Raw genomic sequence first — 24,326 nt, 5'->3', positions numbered from 1 at the left:
GGCCTCCTCGATGGCGCGGTCGACGTACTTCGGGACGTCGTAGAAGTCCATGTGGGCGCCGCCCTCGACGACGACGAGCTTCTTGGGGCTGCGGACGCGGCCGTGGAGCTCGGTGGACATCCACAGGGACCCGGCCTCGCTGCCGGCCACGATGAGGATGGGCTGGGTGAGCAGGTCCTCGACCATGTGGAAGGCGTCGAAGGTGAAGATCCGCGAGACGCTCTTGGTGAAGAGGAACTTGTTCTTGGCGTTGGGGTGCTGGGCGCGCGGGGTGAGGTAGTAGTCGTGTGCCTCGACCAGGTCGCGCGGGGTGGTCTCGTCCGGCTCGGCGGGAACGTAGGGGAGGTAGGCGACCTCGGCGCCCTGTGCTTCGGCGGTGCGCTGCTGGGCGAGGGCCTGGAGGGTGGGCACGGCGGCGGCGTCGGAGTCGGTGCCGTACCAGTTGCGGCGGAAGGAGGTGCCGATGTTCAGGCCGCTGGCCGTGGTGACCGCCTTGATGCGGTAGTCGGTCATGGCGGCGTTGACGGCGTAGCCGCCGCCGGCGCAGATGCCGAGCGCGCCGATGCGCTCGGGGTCGACGTAGGGGAGTGACTGGAGGTGGTCGACGGCGGCCCGTACGTCGTCGACGCGGGCGTAGGGGTCCTCCAGGTGGTGCGGCTCGCCGCCGCTGTCGCCCTGGAAGGAGGCGTCGAAGGCAAGGGCCACGAAGCCCTGCTCGGCGAGCTTGCTCGCGTACAGTCCGGACGCCTGCTCCTTGACCCCACCACCGGGGTGGACGGTGACGACGGCGGCGTAGCTGCCCTCGGGGTCGAAGCCGGCGGGGAGGTACAGGTGGCCGGCCATGGTGATCGGGCCGTTGGGGAAGGTGATGGCTTCCACTGGATGCTCCATGTGCTGTCTTGTGCCTTGATGCGCTCGACCGGTTGGTTCGGGCGACGACATTCAGACTGCGGGCGTTCGCGAGCCTGTGGGAGATGCCGCTTATCGGGGGTACTGGCAGCCTCTCCTTGGGGGTGTACGAGGCGCTTAGTCTCGAAGCATGGACACTGTGGAGACCGCCAAGGACATCAAGGACTTCCTGACGACGCGGCGTGCGAAGATCACCCCCGACCAGGTGGGCCTTCCCACCGCGGGGCGCCGCCGGGTGCCCGGCCTGCGCCGCGAGGAGGTCGCGTTGCTGGCCGGTGTGAGCGTCGAGTACTACATCCAGATCGAGCGCGGTCAGGTCGCCGGGGTGTCCGACGAGGTTCTGCACGCCATCACCACGGCCCTGCGGCTCGACGAGGTCGAGACGGCGCACCTGTTCGACTTGGCCAGGGCCGCCACCGCCAAGGCGGGCAGAAGGCAGGCGCGTGCCCGCAGCCCCCGCCCGCAGGTCCCGCAGAGCGTCCAGGCACTGATCGACACCATGGTCACCGCGCCGACCATTGTGCAGAACGCCCACCTCGACATCGTCGCGGCCAACCCGCTGGGCCGAGCCCTCTACGGTGCCGTCTTCGAACACCCGTCCGAGCCGCCGAACCTCGCCCGCTTCATCTTCCTCAACGCCCGCGCCGACGAGGTCTTCCCCGCCTGGCAGAAGGCCGCCGACGACGCCGTGGCACTCCTGCGGGTCGAAGCCACCCGGTCGCCCTACTCCAAGGCCGTCACCGGCCTGATCGGAGAGCTGGCCACCCGCAGCACCGAGTTCCGGACCCGCTGGGCCGCCCACGACGTACGCGCCCACCGCAGCGGCAGCAAGGACTTCCATCACCATGCGGTGGGTGACATGACCCTGCGCTTCGAAGCCCTCGACGTCACCAGCGCCGCAGGCCTCACCGTCATCGGCTACACCGCCGAACCCGGCTCACCCTCACATGAAGCGCTCATGCTGCTCTCCAGCTGGGCCGCGACCGAACAGCGCACACCGGCGCCGGACGGCGCCGAGACCGCGGAGCCGTACGCCCCCAAGTAGTCCCGCCGCCTCCTGGCCGCAGGCGCGCGGCAGCCCCGTCGCCCGGAGGCTCGCAGAGGAGATCAGCTCATGTCCACCACTCCCACCCGCGTTCTCGTCGTCGGAGCCACCGGACGCACCGGACGTCCACGGTTCCGACAACGACAGCCGGGCCGATTCCGCGCGGCGCGTCGACTACGGCGGCGTCGTCAACGTCATGCGGGCCCTGGGCGACCGCAAGCCCCGGATCGTGCTCCAGACCTCGATCTTCGTCACCCGCCGCGGCCACTATTTCAACGCCGGCGGCCATGCCCTGGACTGGAAGCGCTGCTCGGAGCGGGTCGTCCGGCTCAGTGGCGCTCCGTACACCATCGTGCGTCCGGGCTGGCTGGACGGTGGTGAGGCCGGCCGTCACGCCACCATTGAGCAGGGCGACACCGGGGAAGGCGGCATCAGCCGCGAGGTGCTCGGCACCCTCCTGGTGGAGGCGCTGCTGACGAAGGACGCGCTCGGCAAGACCTTCGAGGCGTACTCCGGGCCCGGCAGGGCCACCCGGGACTGGGCCGCCCTGTTCGGACGGGCGGTCGAGGATGCCGCCGGGGCGCTGGACGCCGTCGAGGACACGGCCAACATGCCGCTGGAGGAGGAGCCGGCCCGCGTCCGGTCCGACCTGGCCGAGTTCCGCACCCACTGAACTGGTCGGTCAGCGGGGTGGGTTGCCCATGGGTGCCGGCTTTCGAGGCCGGCGCCGGGCTGTTTCCGCGGTGGGGAAATCCCACTCCGCCGAGGGGGTTGACGCATTTAATATATTGTATAAAGTGGCGCCATCTTACGAACTGCGCGACCGCGAGGAGACACCCGGGTCGCCGTTCGGCGGGAGGGCAAAGCTGTGGTCTGGCAAGGAAATTACGCGCGGTTCTTCATCGGGGGCGAGTGGGTCGAGCCGCGGTCGACCGAGACGATCGAGGTGATCAACCCCTTCACCGGGAAGCCGATCGCCAACGTGCCGGCGGGCTCCGCCGAGGACATGGACCGCGCCGTGGCCGCCGCGCGGCAGGCGTTCGACTGCGGCGAATGGTCGCGGACCACGCTGCAGGAGCGCATGCGGGTCCTGCGTCGGCTCAGCGAGCTGATGGGGCAGCGGACGGACGACATCGCCTCGCTCGTGACGGACGAGATGGGCTGTCCGATCACGCTGTCGCGGTCCATGCAGGCCGCCAGCCCCAAGGTGCTGCTGGACAGCTTCCTGGAACTCGCTCTGCAGTACCCGTTCACCGACGTCCGGCAGTCGGCGACGGGGCGGGCGCTCGTACTGAGGGAGCCGGTCGGAGTCGTCGCCGCGGTCGTCCCGTGGAACGCGCCCCTGCTCATCACGATGCTCAAGCTGGCTCCTGCGCTGCTCAGCGGTTGCACGATGGTGCTCAAGCCCGCCCCGGACACCCCGCTCGACGCCTATCTGCTCGGCGAGCTCCTGGTGGAGGCGGGGCTTCCGGCCGGCGTGGTGAACATCGTCCCCGCCGACCGGGAGGCGAGCGAGCACCTCGTCACCCACCCCGGCGTCGACAAGGTCACCTTCACCGGCTCCACCGCGGCCGGCCGCCGGGTCGCCTCGCTGTGCGGGAACGACCTGAAGCGGGTGACGCTGGAGCTGGGCGGGAAGTCCGCCGCCATCCTCCTGGACGACGCCGACTTCGTGGCCGCCGCCGAGTCGCTGCGCGTGGGGTCGTTCCGTAACAGCGGACAGGTGTGCAGCCTCAAGACCCGCATTGTGGTGCCCCGGTCGCGGGAGGCCGAGTTCCTCGACGCCTTCGAGGCCGTCGTCTCCTCGATGCCGGTGGGTGACCCCAAGGACTCGAGCACGCAGATCGGCCCGCTCGTCAGCGCCCGCCAGCGGGAGCGCGTGGAGGGCTACATCGAGGCCGGCCGTGCGCAGGGCGCCCGGGTCGTGCTGGGTGGCGGGCGGCCCGCGAACCTCTCGGAGGGCTTCTTCGTGGAGCCCACGGTGTTCGCCGGTGTCGACCCGTCGATGACCATCGCCCAGGAGGAGATCTTCGGTCCGGTCGTCTCGGTGCTCACCTACGACGACGAGGACCAGGCCGTGGCGATCGCCAACAACTCGTCCTACGGCCTGAACGGCTCCGTGTTCACGGCAGACCCCGAACGTGGCGTCGCGCTCGCGCGCCGCATCCGCACCGGCACCATCGAGGTCAATGGCAGCCCGGTCGGATTCCACGCCCCCATCGGGGGGTTCAAGTCGAGCGGCATCGGCCGTGAGGCCGGGCTGGAGGGGTTCGACGCGTACGTCGAGCTGAAGTCCATCGGCCTGCCGCAAGGGCTCGATGTCCCGGCGTGAAGTCGCCGGACAGCAGAAAAGCACCAAACCGCAAGGCAGCAGCAGAGCACCAAACCACATAGCAACAGCAGAGCACCGAACCACAAGGGAGTGGGAAGTGAGCGGAGAGCACCTGAAGGCTCAGGCGCGACGTGTGGTGTCCGGCCTCGACGCCGAAGGCAAGTCGGCGATCATAGCCGACGAGCCGACCCCGACGCGGATGGCGGCGCCGGGCTTCACGGTCATGGATGTGTGGCAGTTCGACAGCCTCCCGTCGCGCGTCGACGGGCCCAACACCCTCGGTGCGGACGCGGTCATCGCACCGCCCCCGGAGGGCCTCGTGGTCCGGCTGGCGAGCTTCCCGCCGGACAGCGAGTTCGACGCGGCCGACTACGCCGCGTCGCTCGACGCCTTCGGCGGAGGCGACACCCACGACGGTGACACCAGTGAGGGCGGCGGGGTCTGGCACCTCACAGACACGGTGGACGTCGTCACGGTCATCTCGGGCGAGCTGCACGCCGTCACCGAGACGGGGGAGACCCTCCTCAAGCAGGGCGACACGTTCGTCACGCGGGGTGTCAAGCACATCTGGAGCAACCGGACCACCGAGCCGGTCGTGATCGTGGCGACGATGATGGCGGCCAAGCGGTGACGCGTCGGACGGCTGCTCGGCCCGCAACACAGCCTGACGGCGAGACTGGAGTCATCTGATGCGCGGCGTGGTGTTCAAGGGGAATCGAGAGCTCGAGGTCAGAGACTTCCCGGACCCGACTCCCGGCCCCGGTGAAGTAGTGATCGAGATCAAGGCCTCGGGTCTGTGCGGCAGCGACCTGAAGTTCTACCGCGACCCGCCCGAGGCCGCCCTGAAGGCCCTCGGATTCAAGGACTTCGCCTCCCGGGGCATGGCGGAGGTCCCCGCGATCATCGCAGGGCATGAGCCCTGCGGCGTGGTGGCCGAGCTCGGTCCGAACGTCGATCCCCGGAGCTTCAAGGTCGGGGACCGGGTCATGGTCTTCCATTACAAGGGATGCGGATACTGCGACCTGTGTCGCACCGGATGGAGCCAGATGTGTCCCCAGGGGGCCACCATCTACGGCGCCACCGCCCACGGCGGCCACGCGAACTACATGGTCACGCCCGCCGAGACCCTCGTCCGCCTGCCCGAGGAGATCAGCTTCTCGGCCGGCGCCGCCATCGCGTGCGGTACCGGTACAGCGTTCGGCGCGCTGAGGCGTGCGGACGTGACCGGTCGGGACACCGTTTCGGTGTTCGGGCTCGGGCCGATCGGCCAGTCGGCCATCCAGTTCGCCTCGGCCATGGGTGCCGAGGTGATCGCGGTCGACATCGCCGCCGACCGGCTCGCCCGGGCACGTGAACTCGGGGCTCACCACGTCGTCGACTCGAGTGACACCGACGCGACAGCCGCGATCAGGGAGATCACCGGCGGCAGGGGGGCGACCGTCTCCATCGAATGTTCCGGTGCTCCCGCGGCACGGGTCGCGGCGACGCGATCTCTCGGTCCTTGGGGTCGTGTGGCGCTGGTCGGGCTCGGTGGCGACATCACTCTGGATGTGTCCCCCGACATCATCATCAAGCAGATCTCGCTCATCGGTTCCTACACCTTCTCCAACGTGGGACTGGGCGACTGCGCCAGGTTCGTGGCCAAGAACGCCATCGACGTGGACAAGCTGTTCACCGATCGCTGGAGCATCGAGGACGCCGACGCCGCGTACAAGGAGTTCGACAAGCAGGTGCGGGGCAAGGCCGTCATCGAGTTCTGACGGCCACGCTCTCTGAACCAGGACGGCCGCCTGATACCGGCCGTCCTGGTTCTGCCTCCCCACAACTGATCGGCACAGAAAGGCCGTCGTAAGGCGGCAAGCAAAGGGAGTCTCGTGAACACGTCAGAAGCGCTCGAAGTCCAGGCCATGCCCGTCGGGTTCAAGAGGCTGCTCGACGATCGCTGGAGCTGTCGCGCCTATCTGCCCGACCAGGTGCCCGATGACGTGATCGCGGAGATGTTCGGGATCGCGCAGCGGACGGCGTCCTGGTGCAACACCCAGCCGTGGCAGGTGTATCTGACGAAGGGCGAGGCGACCGGACGGTTCGCGGCGAGTCTGACCGACCACGCGAAAACCCATCAGCCGACGCCCGACCTGGAGACGCCGGCAGAGTACCGCGGTGTCTACAAGGAGCGTCGGCGCGGGGCGGGTTACGCGCTGTACGCCAGTCTGGGGATCGCGCGGGAGGACTGGGACGCCCGTGAGGCGCAGCGGCTGAGGAATTTCGAGTTCTTCGGTGCGCCCCATGTCGCCGTGATCACCACTGATCGGGATCAGGGTGTGTACGGGGCGGTCGACTGTGGCGGTTACGTCGCGAACTTCATCAACGCCGCCACGTCGCTGGGCGTCGCGACGATTCCGCAGGCGGCGATCGCGATGCACTCGGATCACGTGCGTGATTTCTTCCGGATTCCGGAGGACCGGCTGATCGTGTGCGCGGTCTCCTTCGGTTACGCCGACACCGAGCATCCGGTCAACCGGTTCCGCACCACTCGGGTGGGCGTCGAGGACACGGTCGTCGTCGTCGACCACTGACCACTCACTGCTGACCGCTGATCACGACTCCCGACGACCCGGCGGAATCCTTCACGAAAGACGTGCCGGAGGGCGGGGGCACTGGTCCGATCCCTGCGCGGCCGCGTCTGCCGCCAGGCGGCGCAGTCCCTGTTCCGAGGGACTGCCAGGCTGCGCGGTCCAGACCACGATGTGCTGGTCGGGGGCCGTGGAGCTGGTCAGAGTGTCCCAGTCCAGGATGAGGGTGCCGGCCACCGGGTGGTGGAACACCTTGTTCCCCGTGCCCTGGACGGCGACCTCGCGCGCCTGCCACCAGCGCTGGAAGTCGGCGTGCGGGTCCATTCGCGCAAGGAGGTCGCGCAGGCGTGGGTCGTCCGGGTGGCGTGCGGTGTGCATGCGCAGGTAGGCCACGCAGGCGCGGGCGCCGGCGTGCCAGTCGTCGTACAGGGCGCGCAGCGCGGGGTCGTTGAAGAGCAGCCAGACGTAGTTGCGGTCCTCGGCCGGGACCTGCCCGAAGTCGGTGAGCAGGGCTGCGGCGAGCCGGTTCCAGGCAAGGACGTCCATCGTGTCGGACAGCACGAGGGCGGGAGATTCCGTCAGCTGGTCGAGCAGCCTGCGGGTGTGCGGTGCGATGGCTCTGCGCGGCGGGGCGGGCGGTTCGTCCGGCGGGCAGCCGGCGAGGTCGAAGAGGTAGGCGCGCTGGTCGTCGTTGAGGCGCAGGGCCCGGGCGAGCGCCTGCAGGACGGGGACGGACGCCTGCATGCGCCCCTGCTCGACCCGCGTGTAGTAGTCGGTGCTGATGGACGCCAGTTTCGCGACCTCCTCGCGGCGCAGGCCCGCCACCTTGCGCGGGGTCACGGTGTCGGGCAGGCCCACCTGGAAGGGATCAAGCTCGGCCCGGCGCGCCTTGAGGAAGGTGCCCAGTTCTTTCGGGTCGCCGGTGCCGGCATTCATGGTTCCAGTGTGGCAGCGACCCGCGTGGATCGCTCTGTCCTCCGTCTTGACGCAACTCGGGTGGGAGGGAGATTTTTCTCCCTGGATGAGTCCCTCCCGGGATAGCGGTCTCCCCTGGTGGATGCGTGTAGTGCGTGCCAGAGTGCTGGATGTGACCCGGAGTGCATCCCGGAGAGTAGGCAGGTTCAACGAGAACCTCTTCACATAGGCCCCACCGTGTGAGGTTCCCTCGGGGTGTCCGGCCACCGGATGTCGAATCCGGGACGGAATTCCGTCAGCCGTGACGTTGTCGCCGTCGATATATGAATACCCCTGCCATGATCGATGGGGGATATCCAGTGAATTCAGCCGCGAAAGCCGAGAGTGTCATGACCACCATCAACCACGTGCTCGTCGTCGGTGCCACCGGCCGCACCGGGCGGCACGTCGTCGCGCAGGCGGCCGCGCACGGCCTGACGCCCGTCGCACTCGCCCGCTCCGAAGCGCACGCACGCGAAGTGCTGCCCTCGGGCACCGAGATCGTGACCGGCGACCTCACCGCAGCGGACACCCTCACGGAAGCCGTCCGCGACATCGACGCGGTGATCTTCGTCCACGGCTCCGACGACGACTCCCGCCCCGACTCCTTCGAGCGCGTCGACTACGGCGGCGTCGTGGGCGTCCTGCGCGCGCTCGGCGACCGCCGCCCCCGGACCGTCCTCATGACGACGTTCTACATCACCCACCGTGACCACTTCTTCAACGACGGCGGCCACGCCCTGGACTGGAAACGCCGCTCCGAACGCCTCGTGCGCCTCAGTGGAGCCCCGTACACGATCGTGCGCCCCGGATGGCTCGACGCGGGCAAGAAGGGGGCGCACCTGCGCATCGAGCAGGGCGACACCGTCGAGGGCGACATGAGCCGTGAAGCCCTCGGTCTCCTGCTCGTCGAGACCTTGTTCCACGACGACGCGATCGGCAGGACCTTCGAGGTCTTCTCCGGCCCCGGACCCGCCACCACCGACTTCACCGCGCTGTTCGGCGAGACCGTTCCGGATGCGCCCGGCGCCCTCGACGCGGTCAAGGACGCAGCCAACCTGCCCGTCGACGCCGAACCCGCCCGCGTCCGGGACGACCTCGCGCACCTGCGCATCCCGTGACCCCTCCCCACATCAGGAGCACACGATGGAAGCCGTGACCTTCCCCAACGGCCCGGTCGCCATGGCGGGCAACCTCTACCTCCCCGCGGGCTTCGACCCCCAGGGCAGCTACGCGGCGATCGTCGTCGTCCACCCGGGTGGCGGCGTGAAGGAGCAGGCCGCGGGCCTGTACGCGAGCAAGGTGGCCGAACAGGGCTACGTCACGCTCGCCTTCGACGCCTCCCACCAGGGCGACAGCGGTGGCGAACCGCACTTCCTGGAGGACCCGGCCACCCGGGTCGAGGACGTGCGCGCGGCCGTCGACTACCTGCAGACGCTGGACTACGTCGACGCGGACCGGATCGGCGCCCTGGGGATCTGTGCCGGCGGCGGCTATGCCGTCAACGCCACGATGACCGACCACCGGATCAAAGCGGTCACCACGGTCAGCGCCGTCAACATCGGCGCCAGCGCCCGGCAGGGCTGGTACGGCGGCGAACTCGACTCGGCGGCCGTACCCACGCTCGACGCGGCCGCCCGGCTGCGGACCGCCGAAGCCAGGGGCGCGGAGGTCGCCTACGCCCCGTACGTCCCGCCGGAGCCCGACGAGAACACCCCGCGTGACCTGGTCGAGGCGGGCGACTACTACCTCACCCCGCGTGCCCAGCACCCCAACGCGCAGAACAAGATGCTCTTCGCCAAGAGCATCTCGAAGATGGTTGCGTTCGACGCCTTCCACCTCGTCGAGGACCTGCTCACCCAGCCGATTCTCATGGTGGCCGGCGGCGACGCCGGATCCCTGTGGCACACCACCAGGCTGCACGGCAGCGTGACCAGTCCGAAGAAGCTCGTGGTCGTCGAGGGCGGCACCCACATGGACTTCTACGACGTCCCGAAGTACGTCGACCGCGCCATCGAGGAGGCCGCCCCGTTCTTCAAGGAGCACCTCACCGTCAAGCCCGCTGACCAGGGCTGACGAACCGCTGTCGGCACGACGTCACGGCGGCCGGGCACATATGAGCCCGGCCGCTGCCGCTTGTCCTCCTTGACCGAGTGCTCGGTGTTATTTAAAGTGCCTGCGCTGGATCATATAAAATATACCAACGTCCCTCGTCTACTGCCCGACCGCCCGTCCAGACCGCCTCCGCCCGTGGCCGAGGCGGAAGAGGGGAGCATGGAATGGTTGCACGAGAAGGTACCGCGCCCGCAGTCCCGGATTTCGTCTCGGGCTCGAAGAGGCATTTGATCGACGGCAAGTGGGTCGAGGCCCGATCCGGGCGGCAGATCGAGGCCGTCAACCCGGCGACAGGGCGATCGCTCTGCAGCATCGCCCAGGGGGATGCCGCGGATGTCGATCTTGCCGTCGCGGCGGCCCGCCGGGCCTTCGAGGGGGAGTGGAGTCGCTGGACGCCGCATCAGCGTCGCAAGCTGATACTGAAGGTCCATGACGTCATCATCGACCACTTCGACGAACTGGCCCTGATCGAGACACTGGACATGGGGGCGCCGCTGTCGCGGACACAGGGACTCAAGGAGTGGACCTCACAGGTTCTGCAGTTCTTCGCCACGCAGTGCGACGCCGCGACCGCGTCGACGGCGCCGAACTCGCTTCCCGGCCGGTTCCTGACGCTGAAGCACCTCGCCCCCGTCGGTGTGGTCGGCGGGATCATTCCGTGGAACGGCCCCCTGATCGGCCTTTGGTGGATCTTCGGCCCGGCACTCGCCACGGGATGCACCGCCGTTCTCAAGCCTGCCGAAGACGCCTCCCTGTCGGTGCTGCGCGTGGCTGAACTGATGGTGGAGGCAGGTGTGCCCGACGGCGTGATCAACGTCGTGACGGGCTACGGCGCCGATGCGGGCCAGGCCTTGGCGGAACACAAGGACGTCGACCGGATCGCCTTCACCGGATCGACCGGCACGGCGCAGTCGATCATCCGTGCCTCGGTCGGCAACTTCAAGCGTCTGCAACTTGAGTTGGGAGGCAAGTCGCCCGACATCGTCTTCGCCGACGCGGATCTGGACAAGGCCGTGCCCGGCGCCGCCATGGGCGTGTACACCAACAGCGGTCAGGTCTGCGTCGCCGGTACGCGCATCCTGGTTCAGCGTTCGATCCATGACGAGTTCGTCGAGCGGATGAAGGAGTTCACGAAGACCATCCGCGTCGGAGACGGGCTCGACCCGAACACCCAGCTGGGACCGCTGATTTCGGAGCGGCAGCTGGAGCGCGTCATGCACTACATCAACCTGGGTGGCGGCGAAGGCGCGCGGCTGGCAAGCGGTGGCACACGCCTCGGCGGCGATCTGGCCTCTGGCTTCTTCGTCGAGCCGACCGTCTTCGCCGGCGCGACGAACGACATGACGATCGCCCGAGAGGAGATCTTCGGGCCGGTCGCCTCGGTGATCCCCTTCGACGACATGGACGACGCGCTGCGGATCGCCAACGACACTCCGTTCGGCCTGGCCGGCGGTGTGTGGACGCGCAACCTCTCCACCGCGCACAAGGTCTCACAGGGCATCAAGGCCGGCACGATTTGGGTCAACTGCTACGGCGTCCTCGACCCGGCCGTCGGCTTCGGCGGCACCAAGATGAGCGGCTACGGCTGGAAGGGGGCCCGAGAGCACGTGGAGGGCTACCTGTACCCGAAGGCCGTCTACATCAACCTCGACTAGGTCGTGTATCAAAAACGGATCTTGGAACGGCTCGGCCTCTGCGACGGGCGTGGCCGGCTCGCAAGATCCACAGCGGGCGGTGGGCAGGTGCTGGTAGTAGTCGGCCATGGCAGCAGACGTGTGGACCCCCGTGATGTCGATGGCCGGTGTAGCTGTGGGTGGTGCGTTGACGTATCTGACACAACGCACCACGCAGCGGACAGCCGACCGGGCTGAGGAACAAAGACGGGTTGCGGCACTGACGGAGGAGCGACGTGACGAACAGATCAGGACCTTGCTGGAGTTCATCCGGTGCGTGCTGGACGCTGAGGGTGTGGCGCATGCGCGGCCGTCACGGTGGGAGGCCGGCGATGACTGGTATGTGACGGCCAGGCCGGCGATGGACGGTCTTCGTATAGCCGAAAAGGGCGTCGAGCTGCTGTGTGCCCCCGGCATGCACGCACCGACGACCGCCTATGCCCGCGCCCTTAGTCAGGCGGTCTGGCAAGAGCGTGACGAAGGGAGCCTGGCCGAGCGTCTGGAACCGTTCAAAGCCGATTTTCTCGCCGTCGCCCGCCGCAGCCTGACCTGACATCGCTGGTCACAACCACGCGTTGATGGCTGCAACCAACACGGTCGCTTCGTAGCGCACGGCCAGCTTGTCGTACCCCGTGGCCACAGCGCGGTTCCTCTTGAGCCGATTGATGCCGCACTCGACCGCGTGGCGCTCACGGTAGTCGGCCGGGTCGAACTTCGGTGGCCGACGACCGCCTGGAGGACGATGTCGTCCTGCGCTGGGAGGCCGTCCGCGCGGCGATGAACACGGCGCCCGGTGCCATCCTGGCCGCCTCTGACTACCGCACCGTCGCCTCCCGTCCCGACGCCACATGGGCGTACCGGATTCTCCCGGCCATCGCGGGCCGGCAATGGATCGGCGCATGACAGCCCCCGCCGCCCCGCACCGCGCGTACGGTGACGGTACGACCCGCCAGGAGGTGCTGATGAGCGCGCAGTCCGAGGAAGCCCCCGCCCCGCCGGCCCCCGCGCAGCTACTCCAAGCGCTGCGCAACGACTGCCGCGCCGACACCTGGGTGCCGGCCTTCGAGCGGGATTGGGCCAAGGCTCTGGAGGACTCCCGCCACACCTACAGCCTCACCCCGCTGCACGACGTGGTCCGCACGTGGCAACTACACCTCGCTGCGGCCCCGGCCGTCGACGCGTACGTGGACTCCGGCCGTGACGAGACCGGCTTCGTGGACCTGGCTGACGTCCTCGGTGGCCGCCGGTGACCGAACAGCCATGGGCGGTGCGCCTGTCGCCGCAGGCCGCGAAGGTGCTCGCCGGACTCCCCGAACCCGCGAAGGAGATGATCCGCGACGTCCTGGGATATCGCGGTGCGCTCCCCGTGGGGTTGGCCTCAGTGGAACGTCGGCGACCCAGAAGGCGAGGATGTCCGTGCTGCCTCCATCGGCCAGTTGTCGGTCGTCTACGTGATCAATCGGCTCACCCGGAACCTGTCCGTCCTGGACATCGTCTGGCTCGGGTAGCCACCCGTGGCAACGCCTTGACCCCGGCATCGCAGCTGCCGGGGTCAAAGCAATGCGCATGCAAACTGCGGTTGATCGCGAGATCAGCGGCGGATATGAACGGTCACGTTGGCGATCGTGCCGCCGGCGAACACGGCGCCTCCGAACAACGCCACAGCTGTGATCTTTTCCGTGTGCCCGAGGGCGGCCAGAAGGCAGATGGCGACCATCACCAAGAGCCCGGTGATCGCAGGAGCTACCTGACTGACCCGCGCGAGGCGAGTCCCCTGTCTTACTGCCTAACTGTTTCGCGATGTCGCTTCAGGATTCATCTCTCGTGTTTTCGCTCGTGAGGATGTGATCTCACCGCGACACCGGGGCGTCCTCAATCGTGCCCTCTGCGGTGCAAAGCTCGGGCATGAGCGCAGCCCGCTGAACGGCGGCCAGACGCGCCCGCTCGGTCGAGTGTCAGGTTGCCGGCTCTCGTCACCGCCGAACCCACTCGTGCGTCTTGTGGCTGGTGCACCGGCATCCTGCGCGCCCCCGGCCCTTTCGAAAGAGCGCGTCGGGACCTCCGCCCGAGGACGGCCGCGGGCCGCAGGCGTTCTGACCCGAACAGGTGGCGGCGGGGTGACGCGCCAGGGAGGCCGATCCAGCGAATCGATTCGCCACGCAACGTCCCTCCTAGGGTCAGTCCCGCACCACCACACGACCACGTTCGAGCCACTCTGAAAAGGGCACTTCCTCGATGAAGATCCGCTCCACCCTCGGCTCCGGTCTCGGCGCTCTCGCTCTGGCCCTGGCAATGGCTGGTTCGGCCCAGGCCGCCCAGGGCAACTTCCACTACAAGTACGTGGACGACCACGGTCAGGAGCGGTACGCGACCCTGCACGACCCGCACAGCGGCAAGTGCATCAACCTCTATTCCGTGGGCGACGACACGGAACTGCCGGGCTACGCCCCACACAACGAGACCGACACCGCCGTGACCGTCTACCTCGGGGCGAACTGTGAGGGGCCCGACTGGCGGCTGAAGGCCCACGGCGCGCCGGCCAAGGACACCCTGGAGGTCCGCTCCGTACGCTTCGACGCCCCGCAGTCCTAGGCGGTTTCTTTCGGGTCACCTCGCTGACCAGATGAAGATGGCGGCGAGGTGAAGTCCGGCCCCCGCCCGCCGTTCAGACGCTGTCGGCGTGCTGGATCCGCTCGGTGAGAAAGCCGCGGAGGTGGGAGGTGAACACGTCGTTGTCGTCGCCCGTGACCATATGACCCGCCGCGACCTCGACCAGGCGCGCCGAGGGTACGAGTTCGAGCAGTTCGTTCGCGGCCTCGGCGGTGACCATGTCCGAGTGGTCGCCGCGTACCAGCATGGTCGGCACGGTCACGTTGCTCGCCGCTCGGCGCAGCCTGTCGACGGCGAAGTTCCGCTCGTCCGTGCTGGACTCGAGGAACCGCGGGTCCCAATGCCAGTACCAGCGCCCGTCGGCGCGCTGCCGCACGTTCTTCTTGAGCCCTTCCAAGTTGCGCGAGGTGCGGCGACGGGGGCTGTAGGCGTTGACCGCCTCGGCCACTTCCGCCAGTGACGAGAACCCGTTCGGGGCGCTTGCCATGAACGCGCGAACCCTCGCCTGGCCGGCCGCGTCGACTCGGGGTGCGATGTCGACAAGAACCAGCCCGGCCGTCGTGCCGGGGCGTTCGCCCTCCGCGACGAGAGCGGTTCGTCCCCCCAGGGACGCACCTATCACCACGGGTGGACGGTCGAGCGTGTCCACGACGGAGTACAGATCGGCGACGAAGCCGTCCAGGGTGTAATCGCCATCGGCGGACCATTCGCTGTCGCCGTGCCCGCGTGCGTCCACGGTGATGGCCACCCAGCCGTCGGCGGCGAGTTTCCGTGCGGTCCGTGCCCATGAGTGCCGGGTCTGGCCGCCGCCGTGCATGAGCAGGACGACCCCGTGTTCGGGGGCCGTCGGGCTCCACTGGTCGGCGGCCACCCGCGCACCTCGTGCGCCGCGGAACGCGATGTGCTCGTGATGGAGGTGGTCCTCCGCAGCCACGCTGCCTCCGTGTGTCTACTCGTCGGCCGTCATTGCACTATCTAGCATTATATATAATTCACCTGGTCGAGATCGAGCTGATCGAGATCGACCGTTCGCGTCTCGCGGAGCCGGAAGGTGCAGATCGCCGCCAGGAGGCACAGCGCGGCCAGGTAGACCCCGAACGCGGGCGCCCCGAAGGACTCCGTCATCGAGGGCGCGATCAGGGGTGAGACGGAACCTCCGACGACGGTTCCCAGGTTGTACGAGACCGCTGACGCGGTGTAGCGGTACCGGGTGTGGAACTGCTCCGGCAGGAAGGCTCCCATCGGTGCGAACTGGATGCCGCTGAGGAGCATCGTGACGCACAGCGCGAGCGTGAACGTGAGGCCGGAAGCGTGGGAGAGGACCGGGAAGAGGGCGAGTGCCCAGACGGCCGCGGTGACGCTCGCCCCTCCGATGACCGCCCGGCGGCCGAACCGATCGGACGCGGCGGCGCCCACGAGACCTCCCAGTGCCAGCATCAATCCGCTGACCGTTCCTGCCGTGAGCACGAACGTCCGGGACAAGCCGAGCTCGCCGTGCGCGTAGTTGGTCAGGTAGGTGCCTGAGACGTAGAAGAAGGCGAACGGCGTGAGGCCGACGCCGGCCGCGAGAACGATCTCTCGCGCCTGGTGCCGGAAGGCGTCGAGGAACGGCATGCGCGCCGCACCGTTGCGAGCCAGTTCCCGCTGGAAGACCGGAGTCTCGTCGATCTTGAGTCGGACGTAGAGGCCGACCGCGACCAGCACGGCGCTCGTGATGAAGGGGATGCGCCAGCCGTAGTTCGTGAAGGTCTCGTTGTCCATGCCCAGGCCCGTGGCGAGGAATGTCGCGTTGGCGAGCGGGAAGGACAGGGTCGCGCCGAGCTGGGGGAATGTGGCCCAGAATCCGCGCTTGTCCTTCGGGGCGTACTCCGTCACGAAGAGGTTGGCTCCGGCCCACTCGCCGCCTGCCGCCAGCCCCTGCACGATCCGCAGGGCGACGAGAACGACGGGTGCCGCGGCACCGATCAGATCGGGAGTCGGCAGCAAGCCGACTCCCGCGGTGGCGATCCCCATCATCAGCAGGGTCGTGACAAGTGTCCTCTTGCGGCCGAGGCGGTCTCCGAAGTGGCCGAAGAGGGCGCCGCCGATGGGTCGTGCCACGAACGCGACACCGAACGTCGCGAACGACGCCAGGACGCCCGCTGTCGCACTCAGAGCGGGGAAGAAGACGGAGGGGAAGACCAGCGCCGCCGCCACCCCGTAGATGGCGAAGTCGTAGAACTCGACCAGAGTCCCGATCACGCTGGTGAAGGCGACGTTCCGTCTTGTCGCGGCGGGGGAGCGCTGTCCGTCGCCCGTGTGATCACGCAGACTGCCGTCTGCGGGTGGGGTGTTCTCCGTGTGATTCATGGGGCCTCATCCGCGTGCGTCGTCGAACAGGGAAGAGCTCTTGAGCCGGCCGGACCGTATATTAAATATTTCAGGAGTTCAAGACTTCCGGAGTCTCCCGATGGCGGCCCGAAGAACCGTATATTCCCTGCGACTTGACCCGCTTCCTCTGCCGGAAGGACGAGCAATGCGCACCTGGTCCGAGATGGTTGCCTACCACGCGGCGCGCAGACCGGACGCCCTCTTCGTGCGCGACGACACGGAGGAAGCGACCTATGCGGAGATGTCCCGCCGGCTCGCCCGGCGTGCCACATGGCTCGTCGACCGTGGAGTCGAGCCGGGATCCCGTGTGGCGCTGCTGGCCCGGAACAGCGTCGCGCTCGTCGAGACCCTTCTGGCCTGCCATCACCTGGGCGCGGTGGGGGTCCCGCTGAACCATCGGCTGTCCGCCGACGAGATCGCGTACCTGATCGAGCACAGCGAGAGCCAACTGCTCGTGGCAGACCCGGAGTTCCGGGAGCTCGCTGGCCGGGCCGCGGTCGGCCACCCCGGCTCGCTCGCGGTCGCCGAGCTCCGGCCCGCCGCCGAGTCAGGGCTCGGCGATCTCGCGCCCGCGGCACCGGTGGAGGCGGGGCTCGACGACGTCTGCCGGATCATGTACACGTCCGGCACGACCAGCCGGCCGAAGGGCGTCGCCCTGACGAACCGCAACATCCTCGTCAAGTGTGCCGCGCAGGCACGCGAGTTCGGTCTGAGCTTTCGCGACCACGGTCTGGTCGCGGGGCCGCTCTTCCATATCGCCGCGCTGGACGTCACGCTGACGAACGCGGCGTACGTCGGCGGCTCCGCCCGCCTGCTGCGCAGGTTCGACGCCGACCGGGTGCTGGACCACCTGCGCAACGACGGTGTGACCCACGTCTGGCTCGCTCCGGTGATGATCCGCGGAGTGCTCGAAGCGGCTCGACAGGCCGGGGGCGTCGTTCTCGGCGAGGGACCCCGGCTCATGATCGGCGGCGGCGAGCCGACTCCGAGGGAACTGATGGAGCGGATCGCGACGGTCTTCCCGAACACGTGGTACGCCAATGTCTACGGACTGACCGAGACGAGCACGGGGGACACGGTGCTTCCGCAGTCGCAGGCGGGAGTGCGCCCGACGAGTGTGGGGCTCACGGTCGCGGAGTCGACCGTGCGGGTCCTCGATCCGAAGGGGCGGCCCGTCGCGCCGGGCGAGCGCGGCCAGGTGGCCATCGGTGGGCCGAAGCTGAGCCAGGGGTATTGGCGGGACCCCGAGGCGACGGCCGCGAGCAGGCACGAAGGGCTCTTCCTGACCGGTGACGAGGGCTACCTCGACGACGAGGGTTACCTCTTCATCACCGGACGCTTCAAAGACGTGATCATTTCGGGTGGGGAGAACATCGGCGCGGCCGAGGTGGAACGGGTCCTCATGATGCACCAGGCGGTGGCCGAGGCCGCCATCGTGGGCCGGCCCGACCCGCAATGGGGAGAGGTCCCCGTGGCCTTCGTGGTGGCGCGGCAGGGTGCCTCGCTGGAGGTCGCCGATCTCGACGAGCACTGCCGGGAGAAACTCGGCTTGCTGAAGACGCCCAAGGAGTACCGACTCCTGCCGGAACTGCCCCGGACAGCGATCGGAAAAGTACACAAAGCCCAGCTGAGAGAGCTGCTGGGCCGCGCGGAGGGCTGAGCCTCTGTTGCGCGCATGCGTCAATATATAATATTCCCGTGTTGGCTCTTCTCATCGGCACCGACAGGCCGCCGCACGGCGGCACGCAAAGGGAGTCTCGTGAGCACGTCAGAAGCCCTCGAAGTCCAGGTACGTTCCGTGGCCGACCACCCGACGGGCGGGTTCGCGGAGGCGGCTGCATCCGTCGGGTTCAAGAGACTGCTCGGTGACCGATGGAGTTGCCGCGCCTTTCTGCCGGACGAGGTTTCCGACGACGTGATCGCGGAGATGTTCGGGATCACGCAGCGGACGGCGTCCTGGTGCAACACCCAGCCGTGGCAGGTGTATCTGACGAAGGGCGAGGCGACCGGACGGTTCGCGGCGAGTCTGACCGACCACGCGAAGACCCATGAGCAGGTGTCGGATCTCGACATGCCCGCGGGATACCGCGGTGTCTACAAGGAGCGTCGGCGCGGGGCGGGTTACGCGCTGTACGCCAGTCTGGGGATCGCGCGGGAGGACTGGGACGCTCGTGAGGCGCAGCGGCTGAGGAACTTCGAGTTCTTCGGTGCGCCGCATGTCGCCGTGATCACCACCGATCGGGATCAGGGTGTGTACGGGGCGGTCGACTGCGGCGGTTACGTCGCGAACCTCATCAACGCCGCCACGTCGCTGGGCGTCGCGACGATTCCGCAGGCGGCGATCGCGATGCACTCGGACCACGTGCGTGATTTCTTCCGGATTCCGCAGGACCGGCTGATCGTGTGCGCGGTCTCCTTCGGTTACGCCGACACCGAGCATCCGGTCAACCGGTTCCGCACCACTCGGGCGGACATCGAGGACACGGTCGTCGTCGTCGTCGACCACTGACCGCTGTCACCTGATGCCGACCACCGACCCGGGCCACCGGCCGCACGACGGCCCCGGGGCTCCCGTTTTCGAGGCAGAGCAGAGAGGGCGCGCAGATGATGAAGCCGTGGGCCGAGGCAACTGTCCTGGATGTCTTCGAGTCCGCCGTGAGGGGCCGGCCGAGAGGCGAGGCGGTGGTCTGTGGGTCGGAGCGCCTCAGTTACGAGGACCTCGACACCCAAGTCGACGGGCTCGCACAGGGATTGAGGGAGCTCGGTGTCACCAGAGGCGACCGGGTCGCGGTGTGGATGGTCAACCGCACCGAGTGGCTCGTCACTTACTTCGCGGTGGCCCGACTCGGAGCGGTCCTGGTCGCGTTGAACCCCCGGTACACCGTGGACGAGTGCCGGCACGTTCTCGACGCCTCCCAGGCGAAGGCCGTCGTCATGCAGGACCGGTTCCGGCGGCACGACTACCTCGACGCGCTCCGCTCGCTCTGTCCCGAGATCGACGAGGCCGGGCCCGGCCGGTGGTCGAGCGTCGCCGTGCCGAGCCTGCGCGAGGTCGTCGTGGTGGGTGAGACCGGTGCGCGGGGGACACGCTCGTTCTTCGAAGTGGCGGAGAGCGGCCGCCGCTCACTCGACGCCGGTGAACCCGCACCGAGAGCCGATGTCTCCCCGGATGACATGTTCCTGCTCCTGTTCACCTCGGGGACGACGTCGCGTTCCAAGGGGGTGATGCTGAGCCATCGCAACATCGTCGCCAACAACTTCCTGAGCGGGGAGCGGCAACGGCTGACCCCGGAGGACAGGATGCTGTTCGTGCTGCCGCTCGCCTCGGCGTTCAGCTGCGCCCACGGGCTGATCGCGATCCTCAGCCATCACGGTACGTTCGTGCTGCTCGACTCCTTCTCGGCGCCCGACTGCATGCGCCTGATCGAGCAGGAGCGGTGCACGACGATGTACGGCGTCGCCTCGATGTTCCAGGACATCATCGACGCGCCGGAGCGGCCGGACTACGACCTGGGTTCCCTGCGCACGGGCGTCGGCATTCTGACACCCGAGGTGGCGGCCGCCATCCGGGAGGAACTCGGCGTTCCCGAGTACCACAACGGCTGGGGCATGACCGAGTCCGGCGGCGTCAGCACCATGACGAGCGTCGCCGATCCCGTCGAGATCCGCACGGCCACGGTCGGCACCCCGTTGCCCGGAGTGGAGCTGAAGATCGCCGATCCCGGGACCGGTACGGCAGTCGCCGAGGGCGAGGCCGGGGAGGTCCTGGTGCGGGGCACCGCGGTCACCCAGGGGTACTACCAGGACCTGGAGGCGACCGAGGCGCTGATCGACGAGGACGGCTGGCTGCATTCCGCCGACCTCGGCCAGGTGCTGCCCGGCGGTTACCTGAAATACCTCGGACGGCTCAAAGACCTGATCAAGCCGAACGGGTTCAGCGTGTCTCCCGCGGAGATCGAGACGGTGCTGTCCACGTTGCCCGGTATCAAGACCGCCGCGGTCGTCGGGGTGCCCGACCGCCGGACGATGGAGGCGGTCTTCGCCTTCGTCGTACGCGATCCCGCCGCGCAGGAACCCCTCGACACCGAGGCCGTGCGGGAGTACTGCGCCCGACGGCTCGCCGGATACAAGATCCCCAAGTACGTCGAGTTTCTCGAGGAGGATCTGCCCCGCAACGACCTCAGAAAGGTACTCAAGAACCGGCTGCGTGAGGATGCGGCGCGGTGGATCTCCGCAGGGGCGGCCGGTCGGCAGCTCCCGCGGGCGAGGACGACCGCATGAGCGGGCCCCTGGAAGGCATCCGGGTGCTGGAACTCGCCGGCATGGGACCGGGTCCTCATGCCGGAATGCAGCTGGCGGACATGGGGGCCGACGTCGTACGCGTCGTCCGGCCGACGGCGGCCGTTCACGAGCGCGAGGGCAACGCGCACGTGCAGCGTGGGCGCACCATCGTCGTCGCGGACCTGAAGGACGAGCGTGCCCGCGGCGGCCTCACGGACCTCGTCCGCCACGCGGACGTGCTGATCGAGGGCTTCCGGCCAGGGGTGGCCGAGCGCCTCGGGCTGGGACCCCAGGAGTGCCGGGCGATCAACCCGCGCCTCGTGTACGCGCGGGTGACGGGCTGGGGACAGGACGGTCCGCTGTCCGGGCGCGGCGGGCACGACATCAACTACATCGCCCTGACCGGCGCGCTCCACGCCATCGGCACGGCCGACGAGCCGGTGCCCCCGCTGAGCCTGGTGGGCAACTACGGCGGCGGCGCCATGTTCGTCGTCACCGGCGTACTGGCGGCACTGCTGCAGCGGAGCCGCACCGGACGGGGCGAAGTCGTGGACATCTCCACCGTCGACGGCACCTGCACCCTCCTGCAACCGATCCTCGAACTGCGCGGTCAGGGAGAGTGGTCGGACCGTCGGCAGGACAACCTGCTCGACGGCGGACGGCCCTATTACCGCACCTACGCCTGCAGCGACGGCCGGCACATGGCCGTGGGCGCCATCGAGCCGCAGTTCTACGCGAACCTGGTCGCAGGACTGGGTCTCGACGGGGTGGATCTCCCGGCGCAGGACGACCCCGACGGCCGACCGGTCGTGAAGAAGGCGTTCGCCGACGCGTTCGGGCGGCATCCCCGCGGTCACTGGGAACAGGTCTTCCGGGATCTCGACGCCTGTGTGACGCCGGTCCTCTCCTTCGACGAGGCCGCTACGCATCCGCACATCGAGGCGCGGGGGACGCTCGTGGACGGCCCGGAAGGCCTGGTCGCGGCCGGTGCGCCCCGCTTCTCGTCCGCGGCCGGCACCACTGCGCCGACTCCACTGGTATCCCGGACGGCGACCCTGGCGGAGACGGTCGAGACATGGCAGAGCTGAAAGATCGTCAGGAGGGCGGTCGCCCTTCCATGACAGGGAGGTGGCCCGCCCCGCCACCTGGTGGCGAAGACGGCGGCGCGCCGTTGCACGGGATACGCGTGCTCGACTTCTCCGCGTTCCTCCCCGGCCCGTTCGCGTCGCTGGTCCTCGCCGAGGCGGGCGCGGACGTCGTACGCATCGAGCCCGCGGGATCCGGTGATCCGCTGCGGTCCTTCGAACCCCTGCTGGGACCGGGGCGGGTCAGTGCGATGTACGCGATGCTCAATCGCGGAAAGCGTGCCTTCGGCGCCGACATGACCGATCCCGGGGACCGGGCTTCGGTCCTGGAACTGGCCGCGGCCGCCGACGTGGTGATCGTGCAGGAGCGGCCCGGTGTCGCCGAACGCCGGGGCCTCGGCTACGACGAGCTCAGCCGGAGGAACCCGAGGCTCATCCACTGCGCGATCACCGGATACGGCTCGTCCGGGCCGCACGCCGAACGGGCCGGGTTCGACCTGGCGTTCATGGCGGACTCGGGGCTGCTCGGCGCCGCACTGTCCGCTGAGGGCGCCCCGGTACTGCCGGCGACGAGCGTGGCGGACATCGCCGGCGGCACCTATCCCGCGCTGATCAACATCCTGTTGGCGCTGCACCGGCGAGAGCGCACCGGGCGGGGGACCTCGCTGGAGATCTCCATGGCCCACAATCTCCAGGCGCTCGGCTACCGGCACTTCGTGCAGCGACAGGCACGGGGCTCCTGGCCGGATCCGCGGCAGGACTTCCTGGGTGGCGGCAGCGCGCGCTATCACATCTACCCCACGGCCGACGGGCGGTTCGTCGCGGTGTACGCACTGCACGACCGTTCATGGGACCGGCTCGTCTCCGTACTGGGTCTGACCGTGGAGGCCGCCGGGGACGGGAACGGCCGTGATGCGGTGAGGCTGTTGACCGACGCCTTTCTCCAGCACCCGGCGGCCCGTTGGCGGGAGGTGTTCGCCTCCACGGGCATCAAGGCGACCGTGGTGTCCCACTTCGGCGAAGCCGAACGGTCCGGGCTGATCGACACGGACTCCGCCGACCGGGTCCGCTGCGGGGACGACGAAGTCGGAACCCTGCCGAGCGTCGTCGACCCGAACCTCAGGCGTCCGCCCGGCACGCTGGACTGCCCCGAGCTCGCCGAGCTCGGCACACCGCACGACAAGGAGGACCGATAACCGTACTGCTTCTTTGGTGAATCGGTCTGTCACACGCACGAAGTACAAGGAGGCAATCGTGAGGACTCGAGCCGCGATCATTCGGAACAGCCCCGGGAAATTCGAGGTCGTGGACCTCGACCTGGACGTGCCGCGTCAGGGCGAACTCCAGGTGAAGCTGACGGCCGCCGGTCTGTGCCACTCCGACGACCACGCCCAGACGGGCGATCTGGTACTCGCTCACTATCCGCTCGTCATGGGGCACGAGGGCGCCGGAGTCGTCGAGGCCGTGGGCCCCGACACACCTGGCTGGGAGGTCGGGGACCATGTCGTGTTCTCCTTCCTTCCCAGCTGCGGGCGTTGCCGGTGGTGTGCCGAGGGCAGGAGCAACCTGTGCAATCTCGGCGCGTACACACTGCGTGGGTCGCGGTTCGACGACCTCGACAGCTTCCGGTTCAGTCTCGACGGGCAGCCGGTGGGCCAGGTGTGCGGGCTGGGCACGTTCGCCGAGCGCACGGTGGTGTCGACCCAGTCCGCGGTCAAGGTGGACCAGGACCTGCCGCTGGACAAAGCGGTGCTGGTCGGGTGCGGTGTCGGTACCGGCTGGGGCTCGGCGGTGTACGCCGCCGAGGTGATGCCGGGCGAGGTCGTGATCGTGATGGGCGTCGGTGGCATCGGCATCAACGCGGTGCAGGGCGCGGCGCACGCGGGCGCGGGCACCCTGATCGCGGTGGATCCGGTCGCGTTCAAGCAGGAGACGGCCGAGAAGCTGGGGGCGACGCACTCCTTCCCGACGATCGAGGAGGCGGCCGATTTCGCGCGGTCCGTCACCGACGGGCAGGGGGCGGACAAGGCGATCGTGACGGTCGGTGTCACCACGGGGGTGCATGTCGCCCAGGCCTTCCAGGCGATCCGCAAGGCGGGCACGGTCGTCGTGACCGGCCTCGGAGACATGAACTCCACGGACGGGATGCCGATCAACCCGTGGGAGATCGCGATGCTCCAGAAGCGGATCCAGGGGTCGCTGTTCGGCCAGTGCAACCCCAACGCCGACATCCCCCGGCAGCTGCGCATGTACCGCGACAGGCAGCTCAAGCTCGACGAACTGATCACCCGGACCTACCGCCTCGACGAAGTCGGGCAGGGCTACGACGACATGAAGGCCGGCAGGAACATCCGCGGCATCATCGTCTTCGATTGAGAG

Annotated in this window: 24 protein-coding genes and 1 pseudogene; 19 read left to right on the top strand and 6 right to left on the bottom strand. The window is 68.6% G+C overall.

Going from position 1 to position 24,326, the window contains the following annotated elements:
- Positions 1-879, bottom strand: an 879-nt coding sequence (locus tag ACWEN3_RS02245; RefSeq protein WP_452964553.1) for an alpha/beta hydrolase, incomplete at its 3' end; no start/stop codon positions are given.
- Positions 880-1,039: 160 nt separating this feature from the next.
- Here ACWEN3_RS02245 and ACWEN3_RS02240 point away from each other — a divergent pair.
- The 6 genes from ACWEN3_RS02240 (at position 1,040) to ACWEN3_RS02215 (ending at position 6,862) form a co-directional block, all read left to right on the top strand.
- Positions 1,040-1,954: a helix-turn-helix domain-containing protein gene (locus ACWEN3_RS02240; protein ID WP_452964550.1), complete on the top strand. Its 915-nt coding sequence runs from the start codon at positions 1,040-1,042 to the stop codon at positions 1,952-1,954.
- Positions 1,857-2,627: an NAD(P)H-binding protein gene (locus tag ACWEN3_RS02235; RefSeq protein ID WP_452964547.1), complete on the top strand. Its 771-nt coding sequence runs from the start codon at positions 1,857-1,859 to the stop codon at positions 2,625-2,627. Before ACWEN3_RS02240 ends, ACWEN3_RS02235 begins: the two co-directional genes overlap by 98 nt.
- 195 nt (positions 2,628-2,822) lie before the next feature.
- A complete protein-coding gene (locus ACWEN3_RS02230) occupies positions 2,823-4,286 on the top strand; it encodes an aldehyde dehydrogenase (protein ID WP_452964544.1) in 1,464 nt (487 codons plus the stop codon).
- 97 nt (positions 4,287-4,383) lie between these two features.
- Complete coding sequence (locus ACWEN3_RS02225) at positions 4,384-4,917, top strand: cupin domain-containing protein (protein ID WP_452964542.1); 534 nt, start codon at positions 4,384-4,386, stop codon at positions 4,915-4,917.
- Between the two features lie 58 nt (positions 4,918-4,975).
- The gene (locus ACWEN3_RS02220; protein ID WP_452964540.1) at positions 4,976-6,046 is read left to right on the top strand and encodes a zinc-dependent alcohol dehydrogenase family protein; all 1,071 of its coding nucleotides are present in this window, start codon (positions 4,976-4,978) and stop codon (positions 6,044-6,046) included.
- A gap of 147 nt (positions 6,047-6,193) precedes the next feature.
- Positions 6,194-6,862: a nitroreductase gene (locus ACWEN3_RS02215; RefSeq protein ID WP_452964537.1), complete on the top strand. Its 669-nt coding sequence runs from the start codon at positions 6,194-6,196 to the stop codon at positions 6,860-6,862.
- A gap of 51 nt (positions 6,863-6,913) precedes the next feature.
- Here the strand turns inward: ACWEN3_RS02215 and ACWEN3_RS02210 are convergent, their stop codons facing one another.
- Positions 6,914-7,795 (bottom strand): helix-turn-helix domain-containing protein, encoded by an 882-nt coding sequence (locus ACWEN3_RS02210; protein ID WP_452964535.1) that lies wholly within the window; start codon positions 7,793-7,795, stop codon positions 6,914-6,916.
- A gap of 368 nt (positions 7,796-8,163) precedes the next feature.
- Between ACWEN3_RS02210 and ACWEN3_RS02205 the strand changes: the two genes are divergently transcribed.
- The 4 genes from ACWEN3_RS02205 to ACWEN3_RS02190 all read left to right on the top strand — a co-directional run bounded on the left by ACWEN3_RS02205 (position 8,164) and on the right by ACWEN3_RS02190 (position 12,154).
- The gene (locus tag ACWEN3_RS02205; protein ID WP_452964532.1) at positions 8,164-8,934 is read left to right on the top strand and encodes an SDR family oxidoreductase; all 771 of its coding nucleotides are present in this window, start codon (positions 8,164-8,166) and stop codon (positions 8,932-8,934) included.
- Positions 8,831-9,889 (top strand): alpha/beta hydrolase, encoded by a 1,059-nt coding sequence (locus tag ACWEN3_RS02200; protein WP_452964529.1) that lies wholly within the window; start codon positions 8,831-8,833, stop codon positions 9,887-9,889. The genes ACWEN3_RS02205 and ACWEN3_RS02200 overlap by 104 nt, the downstream gene beginning before the upstream one ends.
- Positions 9,890-10,155: 266 nt before the next feature.
- Positions 10,156-11,583 carry an aldehyde dehydrogenase family protein gene (locus tag ACWEN3_RS02195; RefSeq protein WP_452964526.1) on the top strand — a complete coding sequence of 476 codons (1,428 nt, stop codon included), beginning with the start codon at positions 10,156-10,158 and terminating at the stop codon, positions 11,581-11,583.
- A 106-nt stretch (positions 11,584-11,689) separates the two neighbouring features.
- Complete coding sequence (locus tag ACWEN3_RS02190) at positions 11,690-12,154, top strand: hypothetical protein (protein WP_452964523.1); 465 nt, start codon at positions 11,690-11,692, stop codon at positions 12,152-12,154.
- A gap of 9 nt (positions 12,155-12,163) precedes the next feature.
- Here ACWEN3_RS02190 and ACWEN3_RS02185 read toward each other — a convergent pair.
- Positions 12,164-12,331: pseudogene (locus ACWEN3_RS02185) on the bottom strand (IS5 family transposase); the annotation flags it as partial.
- On the opposite strand from ACWEN3_RS02185, the gene ACWEN3_RS02180 reads away from it, so the two are divergent.
- Both ACWEN3_RS02180 and ACWEN3_RS02175 read left to right on the top strand, forming a co-directional pair.
- Entirely contained in the window at positions 12,319-12,504 is a 186-nt protein-coding gene (locus tag ACWEN3_RS02180; RefSeq protein ID WP_452964558.1) for a hypothetical protein, read from the top strand. The pseudogene ACWEN3_RS02185 and the gene ACWEN3_RS02180 overlap by 13 nt on opposite strands.
- Positions 12,501-12,851 carry a DUF6247 family protein gene (locus tag ACWEN3_RS02175; protein WP_452964521.1) on the top strand — a complete coding sequence of 117 codons (351 nt, stop codon included), beginning with the start codon at positions 12,501-12,503 and terminating at the stop codon, positions 12,849-12,851. The genes ACWEN3_RS02180 and ACWEN3_RS02175 overlap by 4 nt, the downstream gene beginning before the upstream one ends.
- A 341-nt stretch (positions 12,852-13,192) precedes the next feature.
- Here ACWEN3_RS02175 and ACWEN3_RS02170 read toward each other — a convergent pair whose 3' ends face one another.
- A complete protein-coding gene (locus tag ACWEN3_RS02170) occupies positions 13,193-13,321 on the bottom strand; it encodes a hypothetical protein (RefSeq protein ID WP_452964518.1) in 129 nt (42 codons plus the stop codon).
- 515 nt (positions 13,322-13,836) lie between these two features.
- On the opposite strand from ACWEN3_RS02170, the gene ACWEN3_RS02165 reads away from it, so the two are divergent.
- A complete protein-coding gene (locus tag ACWEN3_RS02165; RefSeq protein ID WP_452964515.1) occupies positions 13,837-14,193 on the top strand; it encodes a hypothetical protein in 357 nt (118 codons plus the stop codon).
- A 73-nt stretch (positions 14,194-14,266) separates the two neighbouring features.
- Here the strand turns inward: ACWEN3_RS02165 and ACWEN3_RS02160 are convergent, their stop codons facing one another.
- Both ACWEN3_RS02160 and ACWEN3_RS02155 read right to left on the bottom strand, forming a co-directional pair.
- Positions 14,267-15,145 carry an alpha/beta fold hydrolase gene (locus ACWEN3_RS02160; RefSeq protein WP_452964512.1) on the bottom strand — a complete coding sequence of 293 codons (879 nt, stop codon included), beginning with the start codon at positions 15,143-15,145 and terminating at the stop codon, positions 14,267-14,269.
- A 47-nt stretch (positions 15,146-15,192) separates the two neighbouring features.
- Positions 15,193-16,560, bottom strand: coding sequence for an MFS transporter (locus ACWEN3_RS02155; protein ID WP_452964509.1), 1,368 nt, complete (start codon positions 16,558-16,560; stop codon positions 15,193-15,195).
- Positions 16,561-16,726: 166 nt separating this feature from the next.
- Here ACWEN3_RS02155 and ACWEN3_RS02150 point away from each other — a divergent pair, with 166 nt between their 5' ends.
- The 6 genes from ACWEN3_RS02150 (at position 16,727) to ACWEN3_RS02125 (ending at position 24,323) form a co-directional block, all read left to right on the top strand.
- The gene (locus tag ACWEN3_RS02150; protein WP_452964506.1) at positions 16,727-18,241 is read left to right on the top strand and encodes a class I adenylate-forming enzyme family protein; all 1,515 of its coding nucleotides are present in this window, start codon (positions 16,727-16,729) and stop codon (positions 18,239-18,241) included.
- Positions 18,242-18,340: 99 nt separating this feature from the next.
- Positions 18,341-19,090: a nitroreductase gene (locus tag ACWEN3_RS02145; RefSeq protein ID WP_452964503.1), complete on the top strand. Its 750-nt coding sequence runs from the start codon at positions 18,341-18,343 to the stop codon at positions 19,088-19,090.
- Positions 19,091-19,185: 95 nt separating this feature from the next.
- On the top strand, positions 19,186-20,862 hold the full coding sequence (locus ACWEN3_RS02140) for an AMP-binding protein (RefSeq protein WP_452964501.1): 1,677 nt from the start codon (positions 19,186-19,188) through the stop codon (positions 20,860-20,862).
- Complete coding sequence (locus tag ACWEN3_RS02135; RefSeq protein WP_452964498.1) at positions 20,859-21,950, top strand: CaiB/BaiF CoA transferase family protein; 1,092 nt, start codon at positions 20,859-20,861, stop codon at positions 21,948-21,950. The genes ACWEN3_RS02140 and ACWEN3_RS02135 overlap by 4 nt, the downstream gene beginning before the upstream one ends.
- 98 nt (positions 21,951-22,048) lie before the next feature.
- A complete protein-coding gene (locus ACWEN3_RS02130; protein WP_452964495.1) occupies positions 22,049-23,143 on the top strand; it encodes a CaiB/BaiF CoA transferase family protein in 1,095 nt (364 codons plus the stop codon).
- A gap of 58 nt (positions 23,144-23,201) precedes the next feature.
- Positions 23,202-24,323 (top strand): NDMA-dependent alcohol dehydrogenase, encoded by a 1,122-nt coding sequence (locus ACWEN3_RS02125; protein ID WP_452964492.1) that lies wholly within the window; start codon positions 23,202-23,204, stop codon positions 24,321-24,323.
- Positions 24,324-24,326 lie beyond the last annotated feature (3 nt).

Source organism: Streptomyces sp. NPDC004561 (assembly GCF_053602155.1).
The sequence above is the reverse complement of the archived record's forward strand: the minus strand, read 5'-3'. Positions and strand labels throughout refer to the sequence as shown.